24 protein-coding genes are annotated in these 21,051 nt (G+C 67.0%); 11 read left to right on the top strand and 13 right to left on the bottom strand.

Annotated elements, in window-relative coordinates:
- Window positions 1-81: 81 nt before the first annotated feature.
- Both AVL48_RS28925 and AVL48_RS39870 read right to left on the bottom strand, forming a co-directional pair.
- Window positions 82-1,221, bottom strand: coding sequence for a BMP family lipoprotein (locus tag AVL48_RS28925; protein WP_061983457.1), 1,140 nt, complete (start codon window positions 1,219-1,221; stop codon window positions 82-84).
- Window positions 1,222-1,540: 319 nt separating this feature from the next.
- The gene (locus tag AVL48_RS39870) at window positions 1,541-1,903 is read right to left on the bottom strand and encodes a hypothetical protein (RefSeq protein WP_061983456.1); all 363 of its coding nucleotides are present in this window, start codon (window positions 1,901-1,903) and stop codon (window positions 1,541-1,543) included.
- 15 nt (window positions 1,904-1,918) lie between these two features.
- Here AVL48_RS39870 and AVL48_RS39700 point away from each other — a divergent pair, with 15 nt between their 5' ends.
- The 6 genes from AVL48_RS39700 to AVL48_RS28890 all read left to right on the top strand — a co-directional run bounded on the left by AVL48_RS39700 (window position 1,919) and on the right by AVL48_RS28890 (window position 7,069).
- Complete coding sequence (locus tag AVL48_RS39700) at window positions 1,919-2,212, top strand: hypothetical protein (RefSeq protein ID WP_061983455.1); 294 nt, start codon at window positions 1,919-1,921, stop codon at window positions 2,210-2,212.
- A 314-nt stretch (window positions 2,213-2,526) separates the two neighbouring features.
- Window positions 2,527-2,970 (top strand): succinate dehydrogenase, cytochrome b556 subunit, encoded by a 444-nt coding sequence (sdhC, locus tag AVL48_RS28910; protein ID WP_074038204.1) that lies wholly within the window; start codon window positions 2,527-2,529, stop codon window positions 2,968-2,970.
- A gap of 2 nt (window positions 2,971-2,972) precedes the next feature.
- Window positions 2,973-3,392: a succinate dehydrogenase hydrophobic membrane anchor subunit gene (locus AVL48_RS28905; protein WP_061983453.1), complete on the top strand. Its 420-nt coding sequence runs from the start codon at window positions 2,973-2,975 to the stop codon at window positions 3,390-3,392.
- 28 nt (window positions 3,393-3,420) lie between these two features.
- Window positions 3,421-5,175: a succinate dehydrogenase flavoprotein subunit gene (gene sdhA, locus AVL48_RS28900; protein ID WP_061983452.1), complete on the top strand. Its 1,755-nt coding sequence runs from the start codon at window positions 3,421-3,423 to the stop codon at window positions 5,173-5,175.
- Entirely contained in the window at window positions 5,175-5,945 is a 771-nt protein-coding gene (locus tag AVL48_RS28895; RefSeq protein WP_037315745.1) for a succinate dehydrogenase iron-sulfur subunit, read from the top strand. Before sdhA ends, AVL48_RS28895 begins: the two co-directional genes overlap by 1 nt.
- 158 nt (window positions 5,946-6,103) lie before the next feature.
- Complete coding sequence (locus tag AVL48_RS28890) at window positions 6,104-7,069, top strand: hypothetical protein (protein WP_061983451.1); 966 nt, start codon at window positions 6,104-6,106, stop codon at window positions 7,067-7,069.
- Window positions 7,070-7,141: 72 nt separating this feature from the next.
- On the opposite strand, the gene AVL48_RS28885 is transcribed toward AVL48_RS28890, so the two are convergent.
- On the bottom strand, window positions 7,142-8,557 hold the full coding sequence (locus tag AVL48_RS28885) for a S8 family peptidase (RefSeq protein WP_061983450.1): 1,416 nt from the start codon (window positions 8,555-8,557) through the stop codon (window positions 7,142-7,144).
- 79 nt (window positions 8,558-8,636) lie between these two features.
- Window positions 8,637-8,891: an SCO4848 family membrane protein gene (locus AVL48_RS28880; RefSeq protein ID WP_026467335.1), complete on the bottom strand. Its 255-nt coding sequence runs from the start codon at window positions 8,889-8,891 to the stop codon at window positions 8,637-8,639.
- A gap of 43 nt (window positions 8,892-8,934) precedes the next feature.
- Between AVL48_RS28880 and AVL48_RS28875 the strand changes: the two genes are divergently transcribed.
- Window positions 8,935-10,173 (top strand): D-alanyl-D-alanine carboxypeptidase family protein, encoded by a 1,239-nt coding sequence (locus AVL48_RS28875; RefSeq protein WP_061983449.1) that lies wholly within the window; start codon window positions 8,935-8,937, stop codon window positions 10,171-10,173.
- A 9-nt stretch (window positions 10,174-10,182) separates the two neighbouring features.
- Here AVL48_RS28875 and AVL48_RS28870 read toward each other — a convergent pair whose 3' ends face one another.
- A complete protein-coding gene (locus tag AVL48_RS28870; RefSeq protein WP_061983448.1) occupies window positions 10,183-11,205 on the bottom strand; it encodes a YhjD/YihY/BrkB family envelope integrity protein in 1,023 nt (340 codons plus the stop codon).
- A gap of 41 nt (window positions 11,206-11,246) precedes the next feature.
- The gene (trpS, locus tag AVL48_RS28865; RefSeq protein WP_061983447.1) at window positions 11,247-12,266 is read right to left on the bottom strand and encodes a tryptophan--tRNA ligase; all 1,020 of its coding nucleotides are present in this window, start codon (window positions 12,264-12,266) and stop codon (window positions 11,247-11,249) included.
- 162 nt (window positions 12,267-12,428) lie between these two features.
- On the opposite strand from trpS, the gene AVL48_RS28860 reads away from it, so the two are divergent.
- Window positions 12,429-13,175, top strand: a complete 747-nt coding sequence (locus tag AVL48_RS28860) for a S1 family peptidase (protein WP_061983446.1) — start codon at window positions 12,429-12,431, stop codon at window positions 13,173-13,175.
- A gap of 459 nt (window positions 13,176-13,634) precedes the next feature.
- On the opposite strand, the gene AVL48_RS28855 is transcribed toward AVL48_RS28860, so the two are convergent.
- Window positions 13,635-13,961, bottom strand: a complete 327-nt coding sequence (locus AVL48_RS28855; protein ID WP_061983445.1) for a hypothetical protein — start codon at window positions 13,959-13,961, stop codon at window positions 13,635-13,637.
- Window positions 13,962-14,360: 399 nt separating this feature from the next.
- Here AVL48_RS28855 and AVL48_RS28850 point away from each other — a divergent pair, with 399 nt between their 5' ends.
- Complete coding sequence (locus tag AVL48_RS28850) at window positions 14,361-15,248, top strand: glycoside hydrolase family 19 protein (RefSeq protein WP_061983444.1); 888 nt, start codon at window positions 14,361-14,363, stop codon at window positions 15,246-15,248.
- Window positions 15,249-15,302: 54 nt separating this feature from the next.
- Here AVL48_RS28850 and AVL48_RS28845 read toward each other — a convergent pair whose 3' ends face one another.
- On the bottom strand, window positions 15,303-15,803 hold the full coding sequence (locus AVL48_RS28845) for a MarR family winged helix-turn-helix transcriptional regulator (protein WP_061983443.1): 501 nt from the start codon (window positions 15,801-15,803) through the stop codon (window positions 15,303-15,305).
- 64 nt (window positions 15,804-15,867) lie between these two features.
- Between AVL48_RS28845 and AVL48_RS28840 the strand changes: the two genes are divergently transcribed.
- A complete protein-coding gene (locus tag AVL48_RS28840) occupies window positions 15,868-16,359 on the top strand; it encodes a cupin domain-containing protein (RefSeq protein WP_061983442.1) in 492 nt (163 codons plus the stop codon).
- Here AVL48_RS28840 and AVL48_RS28835 read toward each other — a convergent pair.
- The 3 genes from AVL48_RS28835 to AVL48_RS28830 all read right to left on the bottom strand — a co-directional run bounded on the left by AVL48_RS28835 (window position 16,353) and on the right by AVL48_RS28830 (window position 18,441).
- Window positions 16,353-17,273, bottom strand: coding sequence for a hypothetical protein (locus AVL48_RS28835; protein ID WP_061983441.1), 921 nt, complete (start codon window positions 17,271-17,273; stop codon window positions 16,353-16,355). The two genes, AVL48_RS28840 and AVL48_RS28835, sit on opposite strands and share 7 nt — an antisense overlap.
- A gap of 69 nt (window positions 17,274-17,342) precedes the next feature.
- Entirely contained in the window at window positions 17,343-17,591 is a 249-nt protein-coding gene (locus AVL48_RS40320) for a HepT-like ribonuclease domain-containing protein (protein ID WP_244896119.1), read from the bottom strand.
- A 43-nt stretch (window positions 17,592-17,634) separates the two neighbouring features.
- Entirely contained in the window at window positions 17,635-18,441 is an 807-nt protein-coding gene (locus AVL48_RS28830) for an exodeoxyribonuclease III (RefSeq protein WP_143104644.1), read from the bottom strand.
- A gap of 56 nt (window positions 18,442-18,497) precedes the next feature.
- Here AVL48_RS28830 and AVL48_RS28825 point away from each other — a divergent pair, with 56 nt between their 5' ends.
- Window positions 18,498-19,241, top strand: a complete 744-nt coding sequence (locus AVL48_RS28825) for an MBL fold metallo-hydrolase (RefSeq protein ID WP_061983439.1) — start codon at window positions 18,498-18,500, stop codon at window positions 19,239-19,241.
- Window positions 19,242-19,303: 62 nt separating this feature from the next.
- On the opposite strand, the gene AVL48_RS28820 is transcribed toward AVL48_RS28825, so the two are convergent.
- Together AVL48_RS28820 and AVL48_RS28815 are read right to left on the bottom strand one after the other, a co-directional pair.
- Window positions 19,304-19,609 (bottom strand): hypothetical protein, encoded by a 306-nt coding sequence (locus AVL48_RS28820; protein ID WP_082857811.1) that lies wholly within the window; start codon window positions 19,607-19,609, stop codon window positions 19,304-19,306.
- A 215-nt stretch (window positions 19,610-19,824) separates the two neighbouring features.
- A complete protein-coding gene (locus AVL48_RS28815; RefSeq protein ID WP_061983438.1) occupies window positions 19,825-21,048 on the bottom strand; it encodes an NADP-dependent isocitrate dehydrogenase in 1,224 nt (407 codons plus the stop codon).
- Between the last annotated feature and the right edge of the window lie 3 nt (window positions 21,049-21,051).

Raw genomic sequence — 21,051 nt, 5'->3', positions numbered from 1 at the left:
AAAAAGCCATCCAGTTCTGGGAGTTAAACAGGTGAGGGCTCGGAAGGGGTCGTCCTTCCGAGCCCTGCTGCCTGGTGAAGCTTACTTCTGCGGCTTGTCCGAGACGGTGATCGCCCCGGAGACGATCTGCGCCTTGTAGCCCTCGAGGACGTCCTTGATGTCGTCGATCTTGCCGCCGGAGGTGGCGTAGCCGATGCCGTCGACCTTGAGGTCGAACCGCTTCGGCAGCGACGTCAGGTCGCCCTTCGCGAGCGCGCGCAGGTAGTCGAACACCGCCACGTCGACGCGCTTGAGCATCGAGGTGATGATGACGTCCTTCGACGCCTCGACCGTCTTCTGGTTGTACTGGTCGGAGTCGACGCCGATGGCCATGGCGTTGTTCGACTTCGCGGCCTCGAACACGCCCTTACCGGAGGCACCGGCGGCGTGGTAGATCACGTCCGCGCCCTTGGCGATCTGGGCGGCGGCCTTCACGTTGCCCTTCGCCGGGTCCTGGAACCCGGAGAAGTCACCGGCCGGGGTGAGGTACTCGTCCTCGATCTTGGCCTTGCTCGAAGCGGCCTTGACCCCCTGGAGGAAGCCGGCCTCGAACTTCTGGATCAGCGGCGTGTTGACGCCACCGACGAAGCCGACGTGGCACTTCTTCGACTTGTACGCGGCGGCGACACCGGCCAGGAACGAGCCCTGCTCCTCGGCGAACACCAGCGGGGTGACGTTCGGCGCCTTGACGGAGTCGTCGTCGACGATCGCGAACTGGGTGTTCGGGTACTTCGGCGCGATGGCGCCGACGGCCTTGGCGTAGGCGAAGCCGACCGCGATGACCGGGCTGAAGCCCTGCGAGGCGAGCTGGTCGAGACGCTGCGACTTCGCGGCCTCGTCCTCGGTCGCGGCGGCGGTGCTTTCGGTGACCGACGTGACCCCCAGCTCGGTCTTCGCCTTGTCGGTACCGGCGGCGGCGGAGTCGTTGAACGACGCGTCACCACGACCGCCGACGTCGAAGGCCAGCGCGACCTTGAGCTTGCTGCCGTCGACCTTTTCGCCGGCCTGGCTGGTGCTCGTCGAGGCGGCGGCCGCGGCGGGCGGCTTCGGCGCGGTCACGCAGCTGGCGGACTGATCCCCCGTGCTCGCGTTGTTGTTGTTCCCCGCACCAGAATCCTTCGCGCACCCAGCCAGTACCAGAGCACCGGCCATGGCAGCGGCGGCCAGCGCGGTTCCACGCATGCGACGCAACGTGTGTCTCCCTCCCCGCTGATCCAGCGGATGGTCCGAAGAAACGGCCCGACGTCGAATGCCGGGTCGACCGAGGAACGGTACCTAACGGCCGCTTAGCCGCCATAGGAACGGCACGCTACGTAACACAAACGTTTACTCATGAGTCGTACGCGCGACGAATGGAGTACTTACGGTGATCGGAACGGAGTAGTCGTGTGAAGGACGCCTGGTCACGCACGGGGGCTTCGCCACCGTCGGTGAGCACGCGCCCGGGCCTCCCTCGCGGTCGGCTCGGTGGGCCGACGGTGCCGAGCGCGGTCGAGGAGGGTTACCGACACCAACTCACGCGCTGGATCGAGCGGAACACGCTGATGAAGATCGCGAGCTCAGGGGCACCTCGGCCGATCCGTCCACATAGGACACCGCGAATCGCCCACTTCGGGCCGCGAGGATCGTTGATACGCAAGGCCTTCGCCGCGCCGGGCAGGGTTCGGCAGAGGCAGGCGGCCGTCGGCTCCGGCCAATGCCCGGTGTTCGCCATGATCGGCGCTTCGACACGGGCCGCGGACGCCAGTTCGGGCAACTGGATCCAGTGGAAACCCCGCGGCTTCGCGTCCGGAATGGACAGGAAGCTCCATCGATGGAAGGGGCGCCACCAGCGCCGATGGGTCCCGCTCAATGCGTCCACCATGGACACTCCACCGGTGTGAGCAGGACCTTCCCGGGAGCCGCGCCCGCCTTCGGCAACGAATGGGGTGTCGCGCCGACGGTCCTGCGATTCGCTGTGGCGACCGCTCCCAGCGCCGACCTGACCGGCGAGGACCGCGACCATTCCGCGTCCGTGCTCATCCCGTGGCAGCCGGACCGCGCTTCGTCGACGTCCGGCGGCGTCGCGGGAAGACGGCAGGCTGGGCCATGGTCACCCCATCGTGAACTCAGCGGAATGATCGGATGTCTGCCCGGCTTGAACGTACGGGACGCCTCAATCGGCCGATCCTGAGGAAAGGCCCGGCGAGATACCGCTGAGAGAGATCTGACGTCCTGCCTGTGGAAGGAGCGGACTCAGGGCGTAAGCGACGAATCGGAACGACCTCACCACCGGCACGCGCGACAGGGCGTGATGTCTGGTCCATCACACAGACGAACCCGGAGGTGAGCCCACCGTGAGGTCCGGGTCTAGCATCTTTTTCATCCACGCTCGATGACCATGATCTCGGCACCGTCGCCGGAGCCGTCCCCAGTGGACGTCCCGGCGGCAGGCGCGGAAACCAGCGGTCAGCGGGCCCAAGCCATGACGTTGGAGGCCGTTCACCGATGTCCACCACGGCTAGCGCCGCCACTGAGGCGGCAGCGAGCGATCGGGCGGGTGCCTCACGCCGGCAAGGGACGTTCTACCGGGGCGACCCCGGTATGTGGTCCTGGGTGCTGCACCGCATCACCGGCGTGCTGACATTCTTCTTCCTCTTCGTGCACGTCCTCGACACCGCGCTCGTGCGCGTGTCACCCGACACGTACAACGAGGTCATCGAGACCTACAAGACCCCGCTGGTCAACCTCCTCGAGGTCGGCCTGGTCGGGGCGGTGCTGTTCCACGCGCTCAACGGCATCCGGGTCATGCTGGTCGACTTCTGGGAGAAGGGACCGAAGTTCCAGAAGCCGATGCTCTGGACCATCCTCGCCATCTGGATCGTGGTGATGATTCCCGGTGCCTTCTTCATGATGAAGCGCACCGTCGAGACGCTCTTCGGGGGGAACTGACCATGGCATCCGAAGTCCTCGCACTCGACAAGCCGCGCTCCCCGAAGCGCCCCGCCGCCCGCCGGAGCAACTTCGAGCTCTACAGCTGGCTGTTCATGCGCATCTCGGGCCTCGCCCTGATCGTGCTGGTGCTCGGCCACCTGTTCATCATGAACATCCTCGACGGCGGCGTGCACCGCATCAACTGGGGCTTCGTCGCCGGCCGCTGGGCCTCGCCGTTCTGGCAGTTCTGGGACCTGGCGATGCTGTGGCTCGCCGAAATCCACGGCGGCAACGGGCTGCGGACGATCATCGACGACTACGCCCGCAAGGACAGCACCCGGTTCTGGCTGAAGATCGTGCTCTACGTCTCGATGGTGCTGATCCTCGCCGTCGGCACGATGGTGATCTTCACCTTCGATCCCGGTATCTCGGCCAACTGACGCCCACCACACGTTAAGCGGAGTCCTCATGCAGTTCCACAAGTACGACGTGGTGATCGTCGGCGCCGGTGGCGCCGGCATGCGCGCGGCCATCGAGTCCGGCCAGCGTGCCCGCACCGCGGTCCTCACCAAGCTCTACCCGACGCGTTCGCACACCGGCGCCGCCCAGGGCGGCATGTGCGCCGCGCTGGCGAACGTCGAAGAGGACAACTGGGAGTGGCACACCTTCGACACGATCAAGGGTGGCGACTACCTGGTCGACCAGGACGCCGCCGAGATCATGGCGAAGGAAGCCATCGACGCGGTCCTCGACCTCGAAAAGATGGGCCTGCCGTTCAACCGGACGCCCGAGGGCAAGATCGACCAGCGCCGTTTCGGCGGGCACACCCGTGACCACGGCAAGGCCGCGGTGCGTCGCGCCTGCTACGCCGCGGACCGCACCGGGCACATGATCCTGCAGACGCTGTACCAGAACTGCGTCAAGCACGGCACCGAGTTCTTCAACGAGTTCTACGTGCTGGACCTCATCCTGACCCCGGACGAGGACGGCAACCCGGCCGCCTCGGGCGTCGTCGCCTACGAGCTGGCGACCGGCGAGCTGCACGTCTTCCAGGCGAAGTCGATCGTGTTCGCCACCGGCGGCGCGGGCAAGATCTTCAAGACGACGTCGAACGCGCACACCCTCACCGGTGACGGTCTCGGCATCATCTTCCGCAAGGGCCTGCCGCTGGAGGACATGGAGTTCTTCCAGTTCCACCCGACAGGTCTCGCCGGCCTCGGCATCCTCATCTCCGAAGCCGTGCGCGGGGAAGGCGGCATCCTCCGCAACGCCGACGGCGAGCGGTTCATGGAGCGCTACGCCCCCACCATCAAGGACCTCGCGCCGCGTGACATCGTCGCCCGGTCGATGGTGCAGGAAGTGCTGCAGGGCCGCGGCTGCGGGCCGAACAAGGACTACGTCGTCCTCGACGTCACGCACATCCCCGAGGAGACGCTGAACGCGAAACTCCCGGACATCATGGAGTTCTCGCGGACGTACCTGGGTGTCGACCCGGTCACCGAACCGGTGCCGGTGTTCCCGACCTGTCACTACGTGATGGGCGGCATCCCGACCAACGTCCACGGCGAGGCCTTGCGGGACAACGAAAACGTCATCCCCGGCCTGTACGCCGCGGGTGAGGTGGCGTGCGTGTCCGTGCACGGTTCGAACCGGCTGGGCACCAACTCGCTGCTCGACATCAACGTCTTCGGCCGTCGCGCCGGCATCGCCGCCGCCGAGTACGCGCTGGCGCACGACCACATCGAGCTGCCGGAGAACCCGACCAAGATCGTCGAGGACCAGCTGTCGCTGCTGCTCTCGGAGCACGGTGACGAACGCGTCGCCGACATCCGCACCGAGCTGCAGCGGACGATGGACTCGCACGCTTCGGTGTACCGCACCGAGGACACGCTGAAGCAGGCGCTGACCGACGTGCAGGCACTGAAGGAGCGGTACAGCCGGATCACCGTGTCGGACAAGGGGAAGCGGTACAACACCGACGTCCTCGAGGCCGTCGAGCTGGGCTTCCTGCTCGAACTCGCCGAAGTCCTGGTCGTCGGCGCCCTGGCGCGCAAGGAATCCCGCGGCGGACACGCGCGCGAGGACTACCCGAACCGCGACGACACGAACTTCATGCGGCACACCATGGCCTACAAGGAGGGCGAAGGTCTCACCGCCGACGTCCGCCTGGACTACAAGCCGGTGACCTTCACCCGCTACGAACCGATGGAGCGGAAGTACTGATGACCACGGCCACCCCCGAGAAGTCGGAGGCCGTGTCCTCCGACCACACGCCGATCACCGTCACACTGAAGATCCTGCGGTTCAACCCCGAGGTCGACACCGAGCCGCACTGGGAGTCCTACGACGTCCCGGCGCAGCGTACCGACCGACTGCTGAACCTGCTCTTCTACGTGAAGGACTACATCGACGGGACGTTCTCGTTCCGGCGCTCGTGCGCGCACGGCGTCTGCGGTTCCGACGCGATGCAGATCAACGGCATCAACCGGCTGGCGTGCAAGGTCCTGATGAAGGACCTGCTGGAGACCGGCGGCAAGAAGACCGTCATCACCATCGCGCCGATCAAGGGCCTGACCACGCTCAAGGACCTTTACGTCGACATGGACCCGTTCTTCGAGGCGTACCGTGCGGTCAAGCCGTACCTCATCGCCTACGGGAACGAGCCCACGCGCGAGCGGATCCAGTCGCAGGCCGACCGCGACCGGTTCGACGACACGACCAAGTGCATCCTGTGCGCCTGCTGCACGTCCTCGTGCCCGGTGTACTGGAACGACGGCTCGTACTTCGGCCCGGCCGCGATCGTCAACGCGCACCGGTTCATCTTCGACTCGCGTGACGAAGGCGCCGAAGAGCGGCTCGACATCCTGAACGACTCCGAAGGCGTGTGGCGCTGCCGGACGACGTTCAACTGCACCGACGCCTGCCCGCGCGGCATCCAGGTCACGAAGGCCATTCAGGAAGTCAAACGCGCTTTGCTCTTCAAGCGCGTCTGACACTTTTGGCAAGTACATGATGGCCCCCTTCCTTGCGCTAGGCGCAAGGAAGGGGGCCATCATGTACTTCTGGACGACTTATCCACAACAGGGCAGTTATCCACAGGTCCGCGAAGCAACGCTGGTGAGTGGATCGACCCCGCACCCATGCTGACTGCATGACCAAGAGGGGGAGATGGGCTCAGCATCCCGAACTGCTGCTGGAGCGAAGCCGCAACGGCGTCGTCCGGGCTTCCGACCTGGAAAGCCTGGAGATGAGCAGCAGGACGATCTACACCCGCTGCCTGCCGGGTGGACCTTGGCAACGCTTGCTGCCCGGCATCATCCTGTTGCACAGCAACGAACCGACGACCGAGCAACTCGTGACCGCCGGCCTCCTGCACGGCGGAGCAAACGCAATTCTCACCGGAACGGCGGCCTGTCTGCGACATGGTCTTCGACAGGCCGCGATGCCTCCGGATACCGGACTGCACCTGCTGATCCCGCATGATCGAAAGATTCGTAGCACGGGCTTTGTGACAATGGAGCGGACGATTCGATTGCCGTCACCGATCGTCCGCCACGAGGTTCCCTTGGCCCCGCTGGTCCGGGCCACGACGGACGCGGTGCGCCGGCTCGGGAATGCCGACCATGTGGAGGCGATCCTGATCGAAGCGATCCAAAAAGGTGGATGCCATCCGAACGCCTTGCTTCACGAACTCGATCAAGGCTCGCTAAGAGGAACCGCCGTGCCGAGACGACTCTTGACGGGCTGGGTGGATCTTCGTTCCATGGCGGAGGCACGGGCCAAGACCCTCGGGCAGCGTCTTCCCATGCCACCGAGCCATTGGAACGCGGCGATCTACGACCGTCAAGGCCGCTACATCGGGCGTCCCGACGCGTTGTGGGAGGACGTGGGTCTCATCTGGGAAATCGATTCTTTCGAATTCCATTTCCGGAAAGCGGACTATGCTCGAACCATCGACCGCAACACGCGTTATGCCGCGGCGGGCCTCGTCGTCGTACAAACGCTGCCTTCACGGCTACGAGACGACCCAGGCGGGGTCCTCGCGGACCTCATTGCCGCCCACAGCGTGGCCGCGGCCAGGCCTCGACCCGACATCCACCTCGCGTCTGCCGCCTGAAGTACATGATGGCCCCCTTCCTTGCGCTAGGCGCAAGGAAGGGGGCCATCATGTACTTCAGCAGAAAACGACCTACTTCACCGCGTCCAGAGCGTTGACGCGGCCGTGCCCGTAGAACGAGTTGTTCTTCTCCGGGCCTTCACAGACCGGCGCCGCGCTGCCGCACGCGACCGGGTCGGCCTGGTGCTCCAGCAGCCAGGTCAGCAGCTGCGGCGGAGCGTGGCGGTAGCGGGACGCGAGCAGCGCGGCGACACCGGCGGCGTGCGGGGACGCCATCGAGGTACCGCACTTGGTGCCGTAGCCGCCGTTGAAGATGGTCGACAGCGGGCAGCCGGCGCCCTGTCCGGTGGGCGGCAGCTGGGCGCGGTCACCGCCGGGAGCGGTCACCTCGACCTGGCCGGCGCCGTAGTTGCTGTAGGACGATTTCGTGCCCGCGTAGCCGATGGCCGAGACGGTCACGACGCCTTCGATCGCCTTCGGCAGGATGCCGCAGCTCGAGTCGACGGGGTGCGGGCGGTTCGGGTCGGTGGTCTGCTTCGTGACATCGAAGCCGCTGTTCCCGGCGGCGGCGACGTTCAGCACGCCCCGGCCGGTCGAGTAGACCACGGCGCGGCGGACGGCCTCGTACGCGGCCGCGTCACCCGGCTCCTTCGAGCAGTAGAACATGCCCGGGTCGATGTAGTAGCTGTTGTTCGTGACCGGGAAGCGGTGCTTCGCCGCCCACATGAACCCGCAGACGGCGGCTTCGGGAAGGATCAGGCCGTCGTCGTTCACGACCTTGACCGACGCCAGCTTGACGCCGGGCGCGACGCCGGTGAAGCCGCGCGCGGCGTCCTTGCCCGCGATGGTGCCGGCGACGTGCGTACCGTGGTCGGAGTTCGTGGGCGCCCAGGCGGCGGGCGAGGTGTCGGGCGCGCCCGAGTTGCAGCCGGCGGACGTCTTCGGGTCCAAGGCCGCCTTCAGCGCCGGGTGCGTGGGCTCGATGCCCGAGTCCAGCACGCCGACGGTCACCGAGCTGCTGCCACCGGAGACCTTGTTCGCCTCGGGAGCCTGGATCGCGCGCATGTCCCACTGCTGGGCCGACAGGTCCTCGTCGACGGCGACGCTGGTGGTCTCTTCGGTTTCCTTGGTGTCGACCACCGCGGAGCGGGTCGACCTGGCCGACGGCGCCGGCGGGAACGCGACGTCACGGCCGCCGGAGTAGGCGCGGAAGACACCGATCTTCGCCTGGAAGTCGGCGTTGCGCGAAGTCGCCACCGCGACGCCGATCTCCGGGTAGTACGCCACCTTCTCGCCGCACTTCGCGCGCAGCTCGGTGTCGACCTTCCGTTCCGGGGTACGTGGGTTGTACAGCACCACGTAGTTGAACGGCGCGCTCACGGTGTCGCACTCAGGTGCGGGCGCGGCGCTCGCCGACGGGGCCGCGAACACGGTTCCCGCCGCCGCCGCGACGAGCGCGGGGACGAGCAGACGTCTGATCCGGGACATTCAACCTCCATGATTCGGTGGAGTGAACGTTAAGGAGCCGACGCCGGGCCCGCCACCGTCAAAAGGACGACAAACCTGATCAGGCGTCGGCCTTTTCCGCGTCCCGTGACTTGGCGCCACGAAGCGTGCGCAGACCGATCAGGCCGATGATGGTGCCGAGCACGAACGAGACGACCGTCAGCACCGCGTGCACGATGAAGTAGGCGGTGGGTGAGCCGTCGGCGGCCCAGGCGCGGTCGCTGTCCCAGAGATTCTTGGCGAAGGTGATCCAGATGATCCACGACCACACGCCGAAACCCAGCAGGAACATCGAAGTACCTCGCGAAATGCGCATGCCCCTGAGTATGCAGCGGGCGCGGCGACGCTACATTGCTCGGGTGCACAGCGCTATCTCCCGGTCGCTCATGGTCCTCGTCTCCGGTGTGCTCGCCCTCGCGGTGACGCCGGTGGCCACAGCCGCCCCGAAGCCGCCAGACCAGGCACAGCCGTGCGCGAACAAGACGGTGCCACCGCCGCCCGTCGACACCTCCGAGAAGCCGCGCCCCGGTGAAGCCGCTCCGGCGCCGCTGCCGGTCCCGCCCGCTCCGGTGGGCGGCGAGCGGATGGCCGAATGCGGGCTCGTGCTCCCCAAACGGGCGCTGAACCCGCCCGAGGGGACCACCGCCGCGTCGTGGGTGCTGCAGGACCTCGAGACCGGTGACGTCATCGCGGCGAAGGATCCGCACGCCCGCCAGCGGCCCGCTTCCCTGATCAAGACCCTGCTCGCGCTGGTCGTGGTCACCGAACTGCCGCCGCGCAAGGTCATCGTCCCGACCAAGGAGGACGCCGAGCAGGAGTGCACCTGTGTCGGCATCGTTGCCGGCGGCCAGTACACAGTGGACCAACTGCTGCACGGGCTGCTGATGCACTCCGGCAACGACGCGGCGCACGCGCTCGCCACCGCGCTGGGCGGTGTCGACGTCACCGTCGGGAAGATGAACGCGCTCGCCGCCCGCATCGGCGCCACGGACACGCGGGCCGCGACGCCGTCAGGGCTCGACGGGCCGGGTATGACGACCTCGGCCTATGACATGAGCCTGATCTTCCACTACGGGATGAAGCAGCCCGAATTCGCGCAGGTGGTCAAGACCAAGTCCTTCGAAATCCCGCCGACCGCGGGGAAACCGGCCGTCACGATCTACAACGACAACAAGCTGCTCGGGTCCTATCCCGGGTTCCTCGGCGGGAAGACCGGCTTCACGGACGACGCGCGCCACACCTACGTCGGCGGCGCGCTCCAGAACGGTCATCGCGTCGCCGTCGTGATGCTTCGCGCCGAGCAGCGCCCCACCCGGGTCACCGAGCAGGCCGCGAAGCTCCTCGACTACGGCATCGCGTTGCGCCAGGACAAGGCCGAATCGGTCGGGCGGATCGACTACAAGCCGGCGGAGAGCGTGGACACGGGCGTGGCCAAGCCCGCGCCGAACGCCGACAGCAAGTCGAACAGCGGTGCCGCGGTCGCGGCCGAGGACCCGTTCGGGACGGTCGGCTGGATCATCACGCTGATCGTCTTCCTGATCATCGTGGCGTCGTTCGTCCTCGGTCACCAGCGCAAGAAGGCCATGGCGAGCAAGTAGCCGGCCCGGTCAGGACTTCCGGCGGCCCAGCCAGCCCAACAGCGCACCGGTGGCGAAAGCGCCGCCGACGGCGCCGAGACCCGGTCCCTGCTGCACGGTCACCCTCGGGTGAATGAGCACGGGCGCCGGTGGCTCGATGACCGTCGACATGTTCTCCTTCGCGGTCGCCGTCCACGCGGTGACGAACAGCAGGAACCGCGAAACCAGGTTCGCGAACACGAGCAGACCGATCACCGGGCCGAACAACGCGAACGCCGGCGATTTGGTGACACTGCCGAGGTAGAAGGTCGCGGCCTGCTGAAGCACGATGAAGCCGACGGCGGCGAACACCGCGCCCTTGACGGCACTGCGCAGCGCGACGTGCTCACGCGGCAACCTCGCGATGACCCACAGGAACACCAGCGTGTTCGCGAGCAGGCCGAGCAGAATCGTCGCGACCTTCAGCAGGAACACGGCCCAGCCCTGGTTTTCCAGGCCGACGAGTTCGAGCAGGAACCGGCCGACCCCGCTGCCCGCCGCGGTGAGACCGAACGAGACCACCAGCGCGACGCCGAGGCCGATCAGTGACAGCAGATCCTTGATCGTCGTCGAGACCAGCGGCAGCTTCTGTTTTTCCTGACCCCATTGGGCGGTCAGCGCGTCGCGCAGGTTGGACATCCAGCCGACGCCGGAGTACAGCGCGAGCAGCAGACCGAAAACGCCGATGCCGCCGCCGGAGTCCAGCGCCGCCTTGATGATGCTGCCGACCAGATCGCTGAGCCCCGGCGGGACCGACTTCTTGATGCCGTCGACGAGCTGATTCGTCACCGTCTGGTCGCCGGCGAGCACGATCTTGATGACCGCGAAGGCGACCATCAGGATCGGGATCACCGAAAGCACGCTGAAGTAGGTGATGGCGGCGGCATAGTGGTTGCCGTAGCGCTCGGTGAAGGCGTCGTTCGCCCGGATGAGGTGATCGAGCCAGCCGTACTTTCGCCGGAGTCGGGGTAACAGCTTGTCCTCTTCCGGCTTCGCGCCGTCATCTTTCGCCACCAGTAGACGCTAACCACGCCCGGAGCGGCCCGCAACGCGAGCTAGCCCGCCGGAGGCAGGAACCCGATGTTCGCGTAGACGTTCCGCAACGTCACCGAAGCGACTTCCCTGGCCCGTTGCGCACCGAGGGCCAGCACCTTGTCGAGCTCGGCGACGTCGTCCAGATAGGACTGGACGCGAGACTGCACGGGCGTGACCCATTCGACGAACGCCTCGGCGACGCCCTTCTTGAGGTCACCGTAGCCCTTGCCCTCGTACGAGGTCTGGAGTTCGGCGACCGGCTGGTCGGTCAACGCGGAGAGGATCGTCAGCAGGTTCGAGACGCCCGGCTTGTTCTCGGCGTCGAAGACGATCTCGCGGCCGGTGTCGGTGACCGCCGAGCGCACCTTCTTCGCCGACTTCTTGGGGTCTTCGAGCAGCTCGATGAGACCGTTGCCGGTCGACGAGGACTTGCTCATCTTCGCGGTCGGGTCCTGCAGGTCGTAGATCTTCGCCGTGTCCTTGACGATATGCGGCTCCGGCACGGTGAAGGTCTTGCCGTAGCGGTTGTTGAACCGCTGCGCGAGATTGCGCGTCAGCTCCAGGTGCTGCCGCTGGTCCTCACCGACGGGGACCTCGTTCGCCTGGTACAGCAGGATGTCCGCGGCCTGCAGGACCGGGTAGGTGAACAGGCCGACACTGGCGCGATCCGTGCCCTGCTTCGCGGCCTTGTCCTTGAACTGCGTCATCCGGCTCGCTTCGCCGAACCCGGTCTGGCACTCCAGCACCCAGCCCAGCTGGGCGTGCTCGGGCACCTGGCTCTGGACGAACAGTGCGCTGCGGGCCGGGTCGACGCCGAGCGCGAGCAGCTGCGCGGCCGAGCGGCGGGTGCGATCGAGCAGCACCTTCGGGTCCTGCTCGACGGTGATCGCGTGCAGGTCGACGACCATGTAGAAGGTGTCGTGCGTGTCCTGCAGCCGCACCCACTGCCGCAGCGCACCCAGGTAGTTGCCCAGGTGGAACGAGTCGGCGGTCGGCTGGATACCGGAGAGCACACGCGGGCGCTTCAGTTCGTCGGACACGCCCGGATTCTCTCAGGCGGCGCCGTGGCGGGTCACCCGGCCTCGACACCGGCCAAAGGTCTAAACGGTTAACCGCCACATACTTCCGACGGTTCTGGGCGCGGTGTCCGATTCCTAGCGTTCTAGGCACCGGATGTTCCGGCCACACCGAAGGAGAACCAGATGAAGGCACGATCCCTGCTGATGGGCTTGGCCATGGCGGCTGCTGCCGTCTTCTCGCTTTCCGGCGTCGCGGCCGCGGCCGAGCCCACCGGCGGCGTCCAGCCGAACATCGTCGGCGGCGGCAACGCGACCCAGGTCTACTCGTTCATGGTGTCGCAGCAGTCGAGCTCCGGCGGTCACCAGTGTGGTGGCTCACTGATCAGCTCGACCTGGGTGGTCACCGCGAAGCACTGTGGCACGCCGTACCAGGTGCGCATCGGCACCACGAACCGCACCAGCGGCGGCACCGTGGCCCGCGTGGCCCAGCGGATCGCCCACCCGAGCGCCGACCTGGCGCTGCTGCGGCTCTCGACGGCGGTTTCGCAGGCGCCGGTCACGATCGCCGACACGTCCGGGGCCGTCGGCACCGCGACGCGGATCATCGGCTGGGGCCAGACCTGCGCCCCGCAGGGCGCCTGCGGTGCCCCGATCACCCTGCAGGAGCTGAACACCTCGATCGTCGCCGACAGCCGGTGCCTCGGCATCAACGCCGCCAGCGAGATCTGCACCAACAACCCCGGCGGGAACAAGGGCGCCTGCTACGGCGACTCCGGCGGCCCGCAGGTTAAGCAGGTCAACGGTGTCTGGCAGCTGATCGGTGCCACGAGCCGCGCCGGGAACAACAGCAGCACCTGCGCGACCGGGCCGTCCATCTACGTCGACGTCCCCTACTTCCGCAGCTGGATCCGCACCAACACCGGAGTCTGATCCGGTTCCCGCGTCGCCCCACCGTCCCCGGGGGCGACGCGGGCCCAGCCGGTTCAGCAAGGATCCGTGCGGAAGTCCGAAGAGCCGCTCCAGCAGCGCGACCGCCTTCAGGGAGTCGCACCGCTCGGGGCGGCTTCTTCCTGTCCGCCAGTAGCTCAAGGTCGCGACACTGACCCGGACACCCTGCTGGGCGAGCCGGTGGCGGATCCGGTCGAGACCGAGACCGCTGTCCGTGATCGCCTGGTCCAGGGCACGGGGGAAAGGATCACCGGGCCGGCTGCGACGCCGCGTCACCGTCATGGACCTGAGCGTGGCGATCAGCGCGCCACTAAACAATCCGGGCCGGACTAGGTGTACCTACCCAAGAAATCCGGCAAGTCGCCTTTAGCGGGCTAATCGCGCTCCGGCGGGTAGTCGCCTTTAGCGGGCTAAACGCGATCTGAGCCGAGAAGGTGCAGGTCAGGGGCGCTGGGGGCGGGCGAGGCCGTCGTCCTCGGCGAGTACGGCCTCGGCCATCGCGGTGACGTCCTGACCGGCGGGCTGGACCGGGACGACGGGGATGACGGCGGCGGCGCGCACCTTCCGGCGCTGACGGAGGACCCCGAAGGCCATACCGACGATGCCGAGGGCGACGGCGATCAGGCCGACCGGCCCCAACAAACCGAACGCCATCTCCGAGCGCGAGGTCGCCTCCGCCGCCGACGCCGGGACAGCGCCCGCGACGAGCAGCGCGACAGGGATCGCGACGACCGCCGCGGCCCTGGCCGCGGGCAGAGCCGACCGCATCAGGAGATGAACTGGGTTCCGCACCGGAGTGCCTCCCGTGATGTGACATTGCCGAACCGGAACGCTAACCCGAACGAGTGAGCATTTCCAGGTTGCTGGTCAAAAAACTACCGAGCGTGTCAAGACCTGTCGGTTCTGATCAACTCGGGGCACGAGAATAGCCCCTCACAGGGGGGATCCTTCGAGTACCCCTCTCCTCTAAGTGGGTCGAGAACAGAAGTGGTTTCTGACAAAACTGGACAGGTTGGACCGTTTTCCCATCGCCATGCGGCCGAACAGGGGCGATCCGCCTTTCCCCGGTTGGTTTCTTGCGCGCAATGGTCTATACCTGTTGGCCATACCTCTTAAAAGGTATAGACCATTATTCCCGCATGGTCCCCTCGTACGAAGGAGCCACCGATGTCTCTTCGACGTATTCTCGCGGCGGTCGCCGCCACCTTCGCCGCCACCACGGTCGCCGTGGTCGTCCCGGCCCAGTCCGCCGCCGCGGCGGACTGCGTGGCGCCGTGGAACGCGAGTTCGGTCTACTGGGGCGGCAACACCGCCTCGCACAACGGGCACAACTGGTCCGCGAAATGGTGGACACAGAACGAAACGCCGGGAACGGCGCAGGTATGGGCCGATCAGGGCGCCTGCGGCGGCGGCACGCCCAACCCGCCGAACCCGTCCGGCTTCGTGGTCAGCGAAGCCCAGTTCAACCAGATGTTCCCGAGCCGGAACTCGTTCTACACCTACAACGGCCTGGTCACCGCCCTGAGCGCGTACCCCGCCTTCGCGGGCACTGGCAGCGACACCGTCAAGAAGCAGGAAGCCGCGGCCTTCCTGGCGAACGTCAGCCACGAGACCGGCGGCCTGGTCCACGTCGTCGAACAGAACCAGGCCAACTACCCGCACTACTGCGACACGACCCAGCCCTACGGCTGCCCGGCGGGCAACGCCGCCTACTACGGTCGCGGTCCCATCCAGCTCAGCTGGAACTTCAACTACAAGGCCGCCGGCGACGCGCTGGGCCTGCCGCTGCTGACCAACCCGTGGCTCGTGCAGAACGACGCGGCGGTCGCCTGGAAGACCGGCATCTGGTACTGGATGACCCAGAACGGGCCGGGCACGATGACCCCGCACAACGCGATGGTCACCAGCCGCGGCTTCGGGGAGACCATCCGCAGCATCAACGGGAGCCTCGAGTGCAACGGCGGCAACCCCGGCCAGGTGCAGAGCCGGGTGAGCAAGTACCAGCAGTTCACCGGGATCCTCGGCGTCGATCCCGGTGGCAACCTGTACTGCTGATCCATCCAGGGAGCCGAAGGGCCCTTCGCCGCACGTGACGCGGCGAAGGGCCCTTCAGTTTTCGAGGGACGTCAGCAGCCGGCGCAGCGAAGCGTCCAGGACGTCGATGTCCTCGCCAAGGGGCGCGAGCAGCTTCGTGACATTCGCGGTGTGCTCGGTCATCGCGGCGTCGACGACTTCGAAGCCGCGCTCGGTCAGCGTGACCCGGAAGCTGCGCCGGTCCTCCGGGTCGAGCGCGCGTTCGACGAGCCCCGCCGACTCCAGCCTGTCGATCCGGCTGGTCATCCCGGCCCTGGACATCATCAGCGTCGCGGACAGCTCGGACGGGATCAGCGTGTACGGCTCACCGGATCGCCTGAGCGCCGCGAGCACGTCGAACTCTCCTTGCTTCAAGCCGTGCTTCGCGAACACGGCTTCCACCATCGGCGCCATCAGCAGCGCCACCCGGCCGAGGCGCCCGGCGACCCCGATGGCGGTCAGCTCCAGGTCCGGCCGTTCCCGCCGCCAAGCGCCGACCACCGCGTCGATCGCGTCCGCCTTCCGTTCTTCGCTCACCGCAGAAGTCTATTCGATCGAAGATAGTTTGACAGCGAACTATCAGTGGTGAAACTATCGAGGCATGATTGAGCACAGTGAACCCGTCCTTGTCCGCGCCGCCGACGCCGAGACCGTCGGCGCCGCCCCGAACCACGTCACCCTGCTCGCCGACGTCTCCACCACAGGTGGGGTCATGAGCAGTGCGAGAACACGGCTGGGCGTCGGCGCCGACGGTGCGGCACCGCACTACCACACCGGATCATCCGAGCTGTTCTTCATGCTCGGCGGAAAGCTGGAAGTCCTCGCAGGAGAAGAGATCGTCAACGTCTCCGAGGGCGACATGCTCGTCGTGCCGCCGCTGACGACGCACGCTTTCCGCGCGGCGGCGGACTCATCGGCGGACGTGCTGATCGTGTTCGTCCCGGGTGTCGAACGATTCGACTACTTCCGGCTGCTGGAGAAGGTCGGCCATGGCGAGGCGACCGTCCAGGATCTCTTGGACAGTCAGGAAAAGTTCGACAACCACTTCGTCGAGAGTCCAGTGTGGACGGAGAGCGCGAAGAACCGTCAGTAGCCGCGCGGCGGGTACCCCGGCGGCGGCCCGTAGGGGCCCGGCTGCGGTGGATAGCCGGGCTGCGGATACGGCTGCGGCGGGTACTGGGGTGGCGGATATCCCGGCGGCTGGCCGTACTGCGGCGGGGGCGGGTAGGGCTGCGGGTAGCCGGGATTCTGCGGCGGATACGGCTGGGCCGGATAAGGCTGTGCTGGATACGGCTGGGCCGGATACTGCTGCGGCGCTTGGGGCTGGGGCTGGTACTGGGGCTGCGGTTGCGGCGCGGCGGGCTGCCCGCCACCGATGTGGAAAGGCAGCAACGGCACCAGCTGCGCGAGCCTGCCCAACGTCGAAAGCACGTCTTCCGGTTTGGTCCGGCCGAACGTCGGATTCTCGACGTAGACCAGTTCCGATCCCACCAGTGACCACGTGTGCAGCTTCAACGACCGCATCGTGGCGGCGACCTGCGGTGTCAGTATCTGGACCGCGATGTGCGGATCGGTGTCGATCAGCTTGTACCAGCGGTTGAACTTCCGGTCCGCGGTGGCGGGTTCGGGATACTGCTCGACGTCCCAAGCGGATTCGATGCTCGACACGATCTGGAAGTTCGGCATCGGCGCGGGCAGGGTGAGCACCCAGACCGTGTCGATCGAGATCGTTTCGAGCTCGTTGACCTTCTTGTTGGTCCACCGCGTGTGCACGCTCGTGACCGTCGGGCGGCGGTGGTAGTCGAAAACGCTGAACCGAAGCCCGTTGTACGCGCCGCTCAGCGCGCCGAACGCCATCCGCTTGTCCCCGCGCTGGGTGAACGGCAGCACCGGCCAGCGTTCGAGCAGGTTCGGCGCGTCCGGGCTGAACTCCCACCCGTACTGGCCGGACATCTGGTACCGCTCGGCGTTCGTCGCCTCGACACGCCTGGCTTCGCTCGTTTCCATCGCGACCCCCGGTTCTCCCGGCGTGCAGCCTAACCGGAGTAGGTCGGAGTCACCGGCGCGTGGTCGGACCTACGCGTCTTGCAACCGCCGCAGGACGCCGATCAACCCGGGAAGCCGCTCGGTGAGCACCTGCCACACCAAGGCATCGTCGACCGTCGCGCAGCCATGGATGAGGATGTTACGAAATGCGACGATACGCGCGGCGCACTGAGTGTGCCTGGCACAAGTGCTCGATCTCGCGCTTCTTGAGTTCGATCGACTCGTGCATGACCGCCACCTCCTGTTCCTGATTGTGCCTGACCGGATCCCGGAGGTCACGGCGAATGGCCGTGATGCGGCATCGCCGACCGACCGCCCCTGATCAGTCGGCGTAGGTCGCCGTGACGGGCGCGTGATCGGACCACCGCTGGTCGTAGGACACGGCACGCTCGACGACGACCGAGGTGCACCGCTCGGCGAGGCCGGGAGTGGCGAGCTGGCAGTCGATGCGCCAGCCCGAGTCGTTGTCGAACGCCTTCCCGCGGTACGACCACCAGGTGTACGGACCAGGGCCTTCCGGGTCGAGTTTGCGCTGGACGTCGACATAACCGGCCTCGCCGAACACGCGGCCGAGCCACTCCCGCTCCTCCGGGAGGAAGCCCGAGCTCTTCTGGTTCCCGCGCCAGTTCTTCAGGTCGATGTTCTCGTAGGCGATGTTCCAGTCGCCCACGACGACGACCTCACGGCCGTCGGCCTCGGACTTGGCGCGCAGGTCGACGAGGTACGGCAGGAACGCCGCCATGAAGCGCTCCTTCTCGTCCTGGCGCGGGGTTCCGACGTCGCCGCTGGGCAGGTACAGGCTCGCGACCACCACGTTCGGCAGGTGGATCTCGGCGTAGCGGCCGCTGTCCTCGAATTCGGGCTCGCCGAAACCGATGCGGACCTCGTCCGGCTCGGTCCGGCTGAAGAGCATGACGCCGTTGCGTCCCTTCTGCGCAGACGGGGCGTGCACCACGTGCCAGCCTTCGGGCGCGGCGGCACCGGCCGGGAGCTCCTTGAGCTCGGCCCGGACCTCCTGGCAGGCGACGACATCGGCCTTGGTGGCGCCGAGCCATTCGACGAAGCCCTTTTTCGCGGCGGCACGGAGGCCGTTGACATTCACAGTGGAGACGGTCAGCACCCTTCGCACGCTACCCGGAGGGTCCGACAGAACCGGCGGGGTGTTCGTTCTGCGAGACTGCGCGCATGAGCGTGCTGACCGTGCTGGGCAGCTGCGGCGCCTGGCCGGAACCGGGCCGTGCCTGCGCCGGTTTCCTCCTGGTCCACGAAGGGTTCCGGCTCGTGCTGGACCTCGGCTACGGCGCCGCGTCGAGGCTGTTCGAACACTGTCCCGAAGGCCGGGTCGACGCGGTGGTGGTGACGCACGAGCATCCCGATCATTGCGCGGACGTGAGCGCGCTCGGCCGGGCACGGGCGTATGGGTCGCCTGATGAGCCGAGGATCCCGTTGCACTGCACGCCGGGTACGGTCCGGCGGCTGGAGGCGCTGGAGCCCCGACCGCATCCGACGACGATCTTCGACGTGTTCGACCTCGGCCCGCCGCGCGAGATCGGGCCGTTCCGGATGACCACGTTCCTGCTGCCGCACCACGTGCCGAACTACGGCGTCCGGCTCACGGCGCCCGGACTCACCGTCGCCTACACCGGCGACAGCGGGCCGAGTCCGGTTTTGGCGGAGCTGGGGCGCGACGCCGACCTGCTCATCGCCGACGCCACCCTCCAGGGCCCGTCTCCCACGGAGACGCGGCGGCTGGTGTCGACAGCGGGCGAGGCCGGGCACTGGGCTGAACGCGGAGGCGCCCGGAGACTGCTGCTGACCCACTTCTGGCCCGGCTCCGACCGCGAAGTCTCGGTGGCCGAGGCGCGGAAGGAGTTCAGTGGCGAGGTGCTGGCGGCCGAGGAGGGCACCCACCTGCGTTTAGCGGGCTGAACGCGACCTGCGGGCGACCGCGACCCAGTCGCCTTTAGCGGGCTAAACGCGATCCGGGCGGGTCACGGGCCGCACTTGGAGCCTTCGACCGGGGTCGCGTACTGGGCGGAGACCCACTTGCCCTCGGCGATCTTGCGGAAGCCGTTCTCGACCACCGGCTGGGCGTCGATCTTCGCGTCCTTGACGTACTTGCCGACGATCTTCTGCCCGCCGGGGGTGTCGCGGGCGTTGAGCACGTCGGCCGTCACCACGACCTGGCAACCGGTCGGGCTCGAAGCGCTCGACTCCCTGTCCTGACCCGAGATGGCGACGATGACGATCAACGCCAGTCCGCCGCCGGCGAACAAGACCGGTTTCGAGATGGCCATGGTGGTCACTCCTCGAACAAGGGAATCGTTTTCTTCCTCGACCAGAGTGGCAGAAGCCGGGGCGGTCGCCCAGATCCCGGAATGCCAACCACCCGGAGGCGCCAACCGGACCGCGCGCGTACTACCCACCGTCACAGGCCCGGCCGGAGTACGTGAAGGCCCCCTTCATTGCGTCTAGCGCAATGAAGGGGGCCTTCACGTACTTAGCGAGAGACTCAGCCCTGGCTGATCTTCTTGGCCAGGTTCTCGTCCAGCGTCGCGAGGAACTCCTCGGTGGTCTGGAACGGCTGGTCCTTGCTGATCAGCAGCGCGAGGTCCTTGGTCATCTTGCCGCTCTCGACGGTCTCGACGACGACCTGCTCCAGCTTGTTCGCGAACCCGATCAGCTCCGGGTTCGAGTCCAGCTTGCCGCGGTGCTCGAGACCCCGGGTCCAGGCGTAGATGGACGCGATCGGGTTGGTCGAGGTCGGCTTGCCCTGCTGGTGCTGGCGGTAGTGCCGGGTCACCGTGCCGTGCGCGGCCTCGGCCTCGACGGTCTTGCCGTCCGGCGTGCGCAGCACCGACGTCATCAGGCCCAGCGAGCCGAAGCCCTGCGCGACCGTGTCGGACTGCACGTCACCGTCGTAGTTCTTGCAGGCCCAGACGTAGCCGCCCTCCCACTTCATCGCCGCGGCGACCATGTCGTCGATCAGGCGGTGCTCGTAAGAGATGCCCTTGGCGTCGAAGTCGGCCTTGAACTCGGCCTGGTAGATCTCCTCGAACACGTCCTTGAACATGCCGTCGTAGGCCTTGAGGATGGTGTTCTTGGTCGACATGTAGACCGGGTACTCCCGGTCGAGACCGTACTGCAGCGAGGCGCGCGCGAAGTCCTCGATGGACTTGCGGTAGTTGTACATGCCCATGGCGACGCCGCCGCCCTCGGGGAACTTCGCGACCTCGAACTCCATCGGCTCGGAGCCGTCGTCCGGGGTGTAGCTGATGGTCAGCGTGCCGGGACCCGGGACCTTGAAGTTGGTCGCCTTGTACTGGTCACCGTGCGCGTGACGGCCGATGATGATCGGCTTGGTCCAGCCGGGCACCAGGCGCGGGATGTTCTGGATGACGATCGGCTCGCGGAAGATCACCCCGCCGAGGATGTTGCGGATCGTGCCGTTGGGCGAGAGCCACATCTTCTTCAGGCCGAACTCTTCGACCCGCGCCTCGTCCGGTGTGATCGTGGCGCACTTGACGCCGACGCCGTGCTTCTTGATCGCGTTGGCGGAGTCGACGGTGACCTGGTCGTCGGTGCGGTCCCGCTCCTCGATGCCCAGGTCGTAGTACTCCAGGTTCACGTCCAGGTACGGGTGGATCAGCCTGTCCTTGATGAACTGCCAAATGATGCGGGTCATCTCATCACCGTCGAGCTCGACGACGGTGCCCTGGACCTTGATCTTGGCCATGAG

Source organism: Amycolatopsis regifaucium, assembly GCF_001613935.1.
Taxonomy (GTDB): Bacteria; Actinomycetota; Actinomycetes; order Mycobacteriales; family Pseudonocardiaceae; genus Amycolatopsis; species Amycolatopsis regifaucium.
Note: the sequence above shows the minus strand (reverse complement) of the source record. Positions and strands in the feature narration are given on the sequence as shown.

Bases quoted from the DNA above. Each gene is read 5' to 3' on its own strand.
- AVL48_RS28925 (WP_061983457.1), bottom strand. From the start codon at position 1,221: ATGCGTGGAACCGCGCTGGCCGCCGCTGCCATGGCCGGTGCTCTGGTA.
- AVL48_RS39870 (WP_061983456.1), bottom strand. From the start codon at position 1,903: ATGGTGGACGCATTGAGCGGGACCCATCGGCGCTGGTGGCGCCCCTTC.
- sdhC (WP_074038204.1), top strand. From the start codon at position 2,527: ATGTCCACCACGGCTAGCGCCGCCACTGAGGCGGCAGCGAGCGATCGG.
- AVL48_RS28905 (WP_061983453.1), top strand. From the start codon at position 2,973: ATGGCATCCGAAGTCCTCGCACTCGACAAGCCGCGCTCCCCGAAGCGC.
- sdhA (WP_061983452.1), top strand. From the start codon at position 3,421: ATGCAGTTCCACAAGTACGACGTGGTGATCGTCGGCGCCGGTGGCGCC.
- AVL48_RS28895 (WP_037315745.1), top strand. From the start codon at position 5,175: ATGACCACGGCCACCCCCGAGAAGTCGGAGGCCGTGTCCTCCGACCAC.
- AVL48_RS28890 (WP_061983451.1), top strand. From the start codon at position 6,104: ATGACCAAGAGGGGGAGATGGGCTCAGCATCCCGAACTGCTGCTGGAG.
- AVL48_RS28885 (WP_061983450.1), bottom strand. From the start codon at position 8,557: ATGTCCCGGATCAGACGTCTGCTCGTCCCCGCGCTCGTCGCGGCGGCG.
- AVL48_RS28880 (WP_026467335.1), bottom strand. From the start codon at position 8,891: ATGCGCATTTCGCGAGGTACTTCGATGTTCCTGCTGGGTTTCGGCGTG.
- AVL48_RS28860 (WP_061983446.1), top strand. From the start codon at position 12,429: ATGAAGGCACGATCCCTGCTGATGGGCTTGGCCATGGCGGCTGCTGCC.
- AVL48_RS28855 (WP_061983445.1), bottom strand. From the start codon at position 13,961: ATGCGGTCGGCTCTGCCCGCGGCCAGGGCCGCGGCGGTCGTCGCGATC.
- AVL48_RS28850 (WP_061983444.1), top strand. From the start codon at position 14,361: ATGTCTCTTCGACGTATTCTCGCGGCGGTCGCCGCCACCTTCGCCGCC.
- AVL48_RS28840 (WP_061983442.1), top strand. From the start codon at position 15,868: ATGATTGAGCACAGTGAACCCGTCCTTGTCCGCGCCGCCGACGCCGAG.
- AVL48_RS28835 (WP_061983441.1), bottom strand. From the start codon at position 17,273: ATGGAAACGAGCGAAGCCAGGCGTGTCGAGGCGACGAACGCCGAGCGG.
- AVL48_RS28825 (WP_061983439.1), top strand. From the start codon at position 18,498: ATGAGCGTGCTGACCGTGCTGGGCAGCTGCGGCGCCTGGCCGGAACCG.
- AVL48_RS28820 (WP_082857811.1), bottom strand. From the start codon at position 19,609: ATGGCCATCTCGAAACCGGTCTTGTTCGCCGGCGGCGGACTGGCGTTG.
- AVL48_RS28815 (WP_061983438.1), bottom strand. From the start codon at position 21,048: ATGGCCAAGATCAAGGTCCAGGGCACCGTCGTCGAGCTCGACGGTGAT.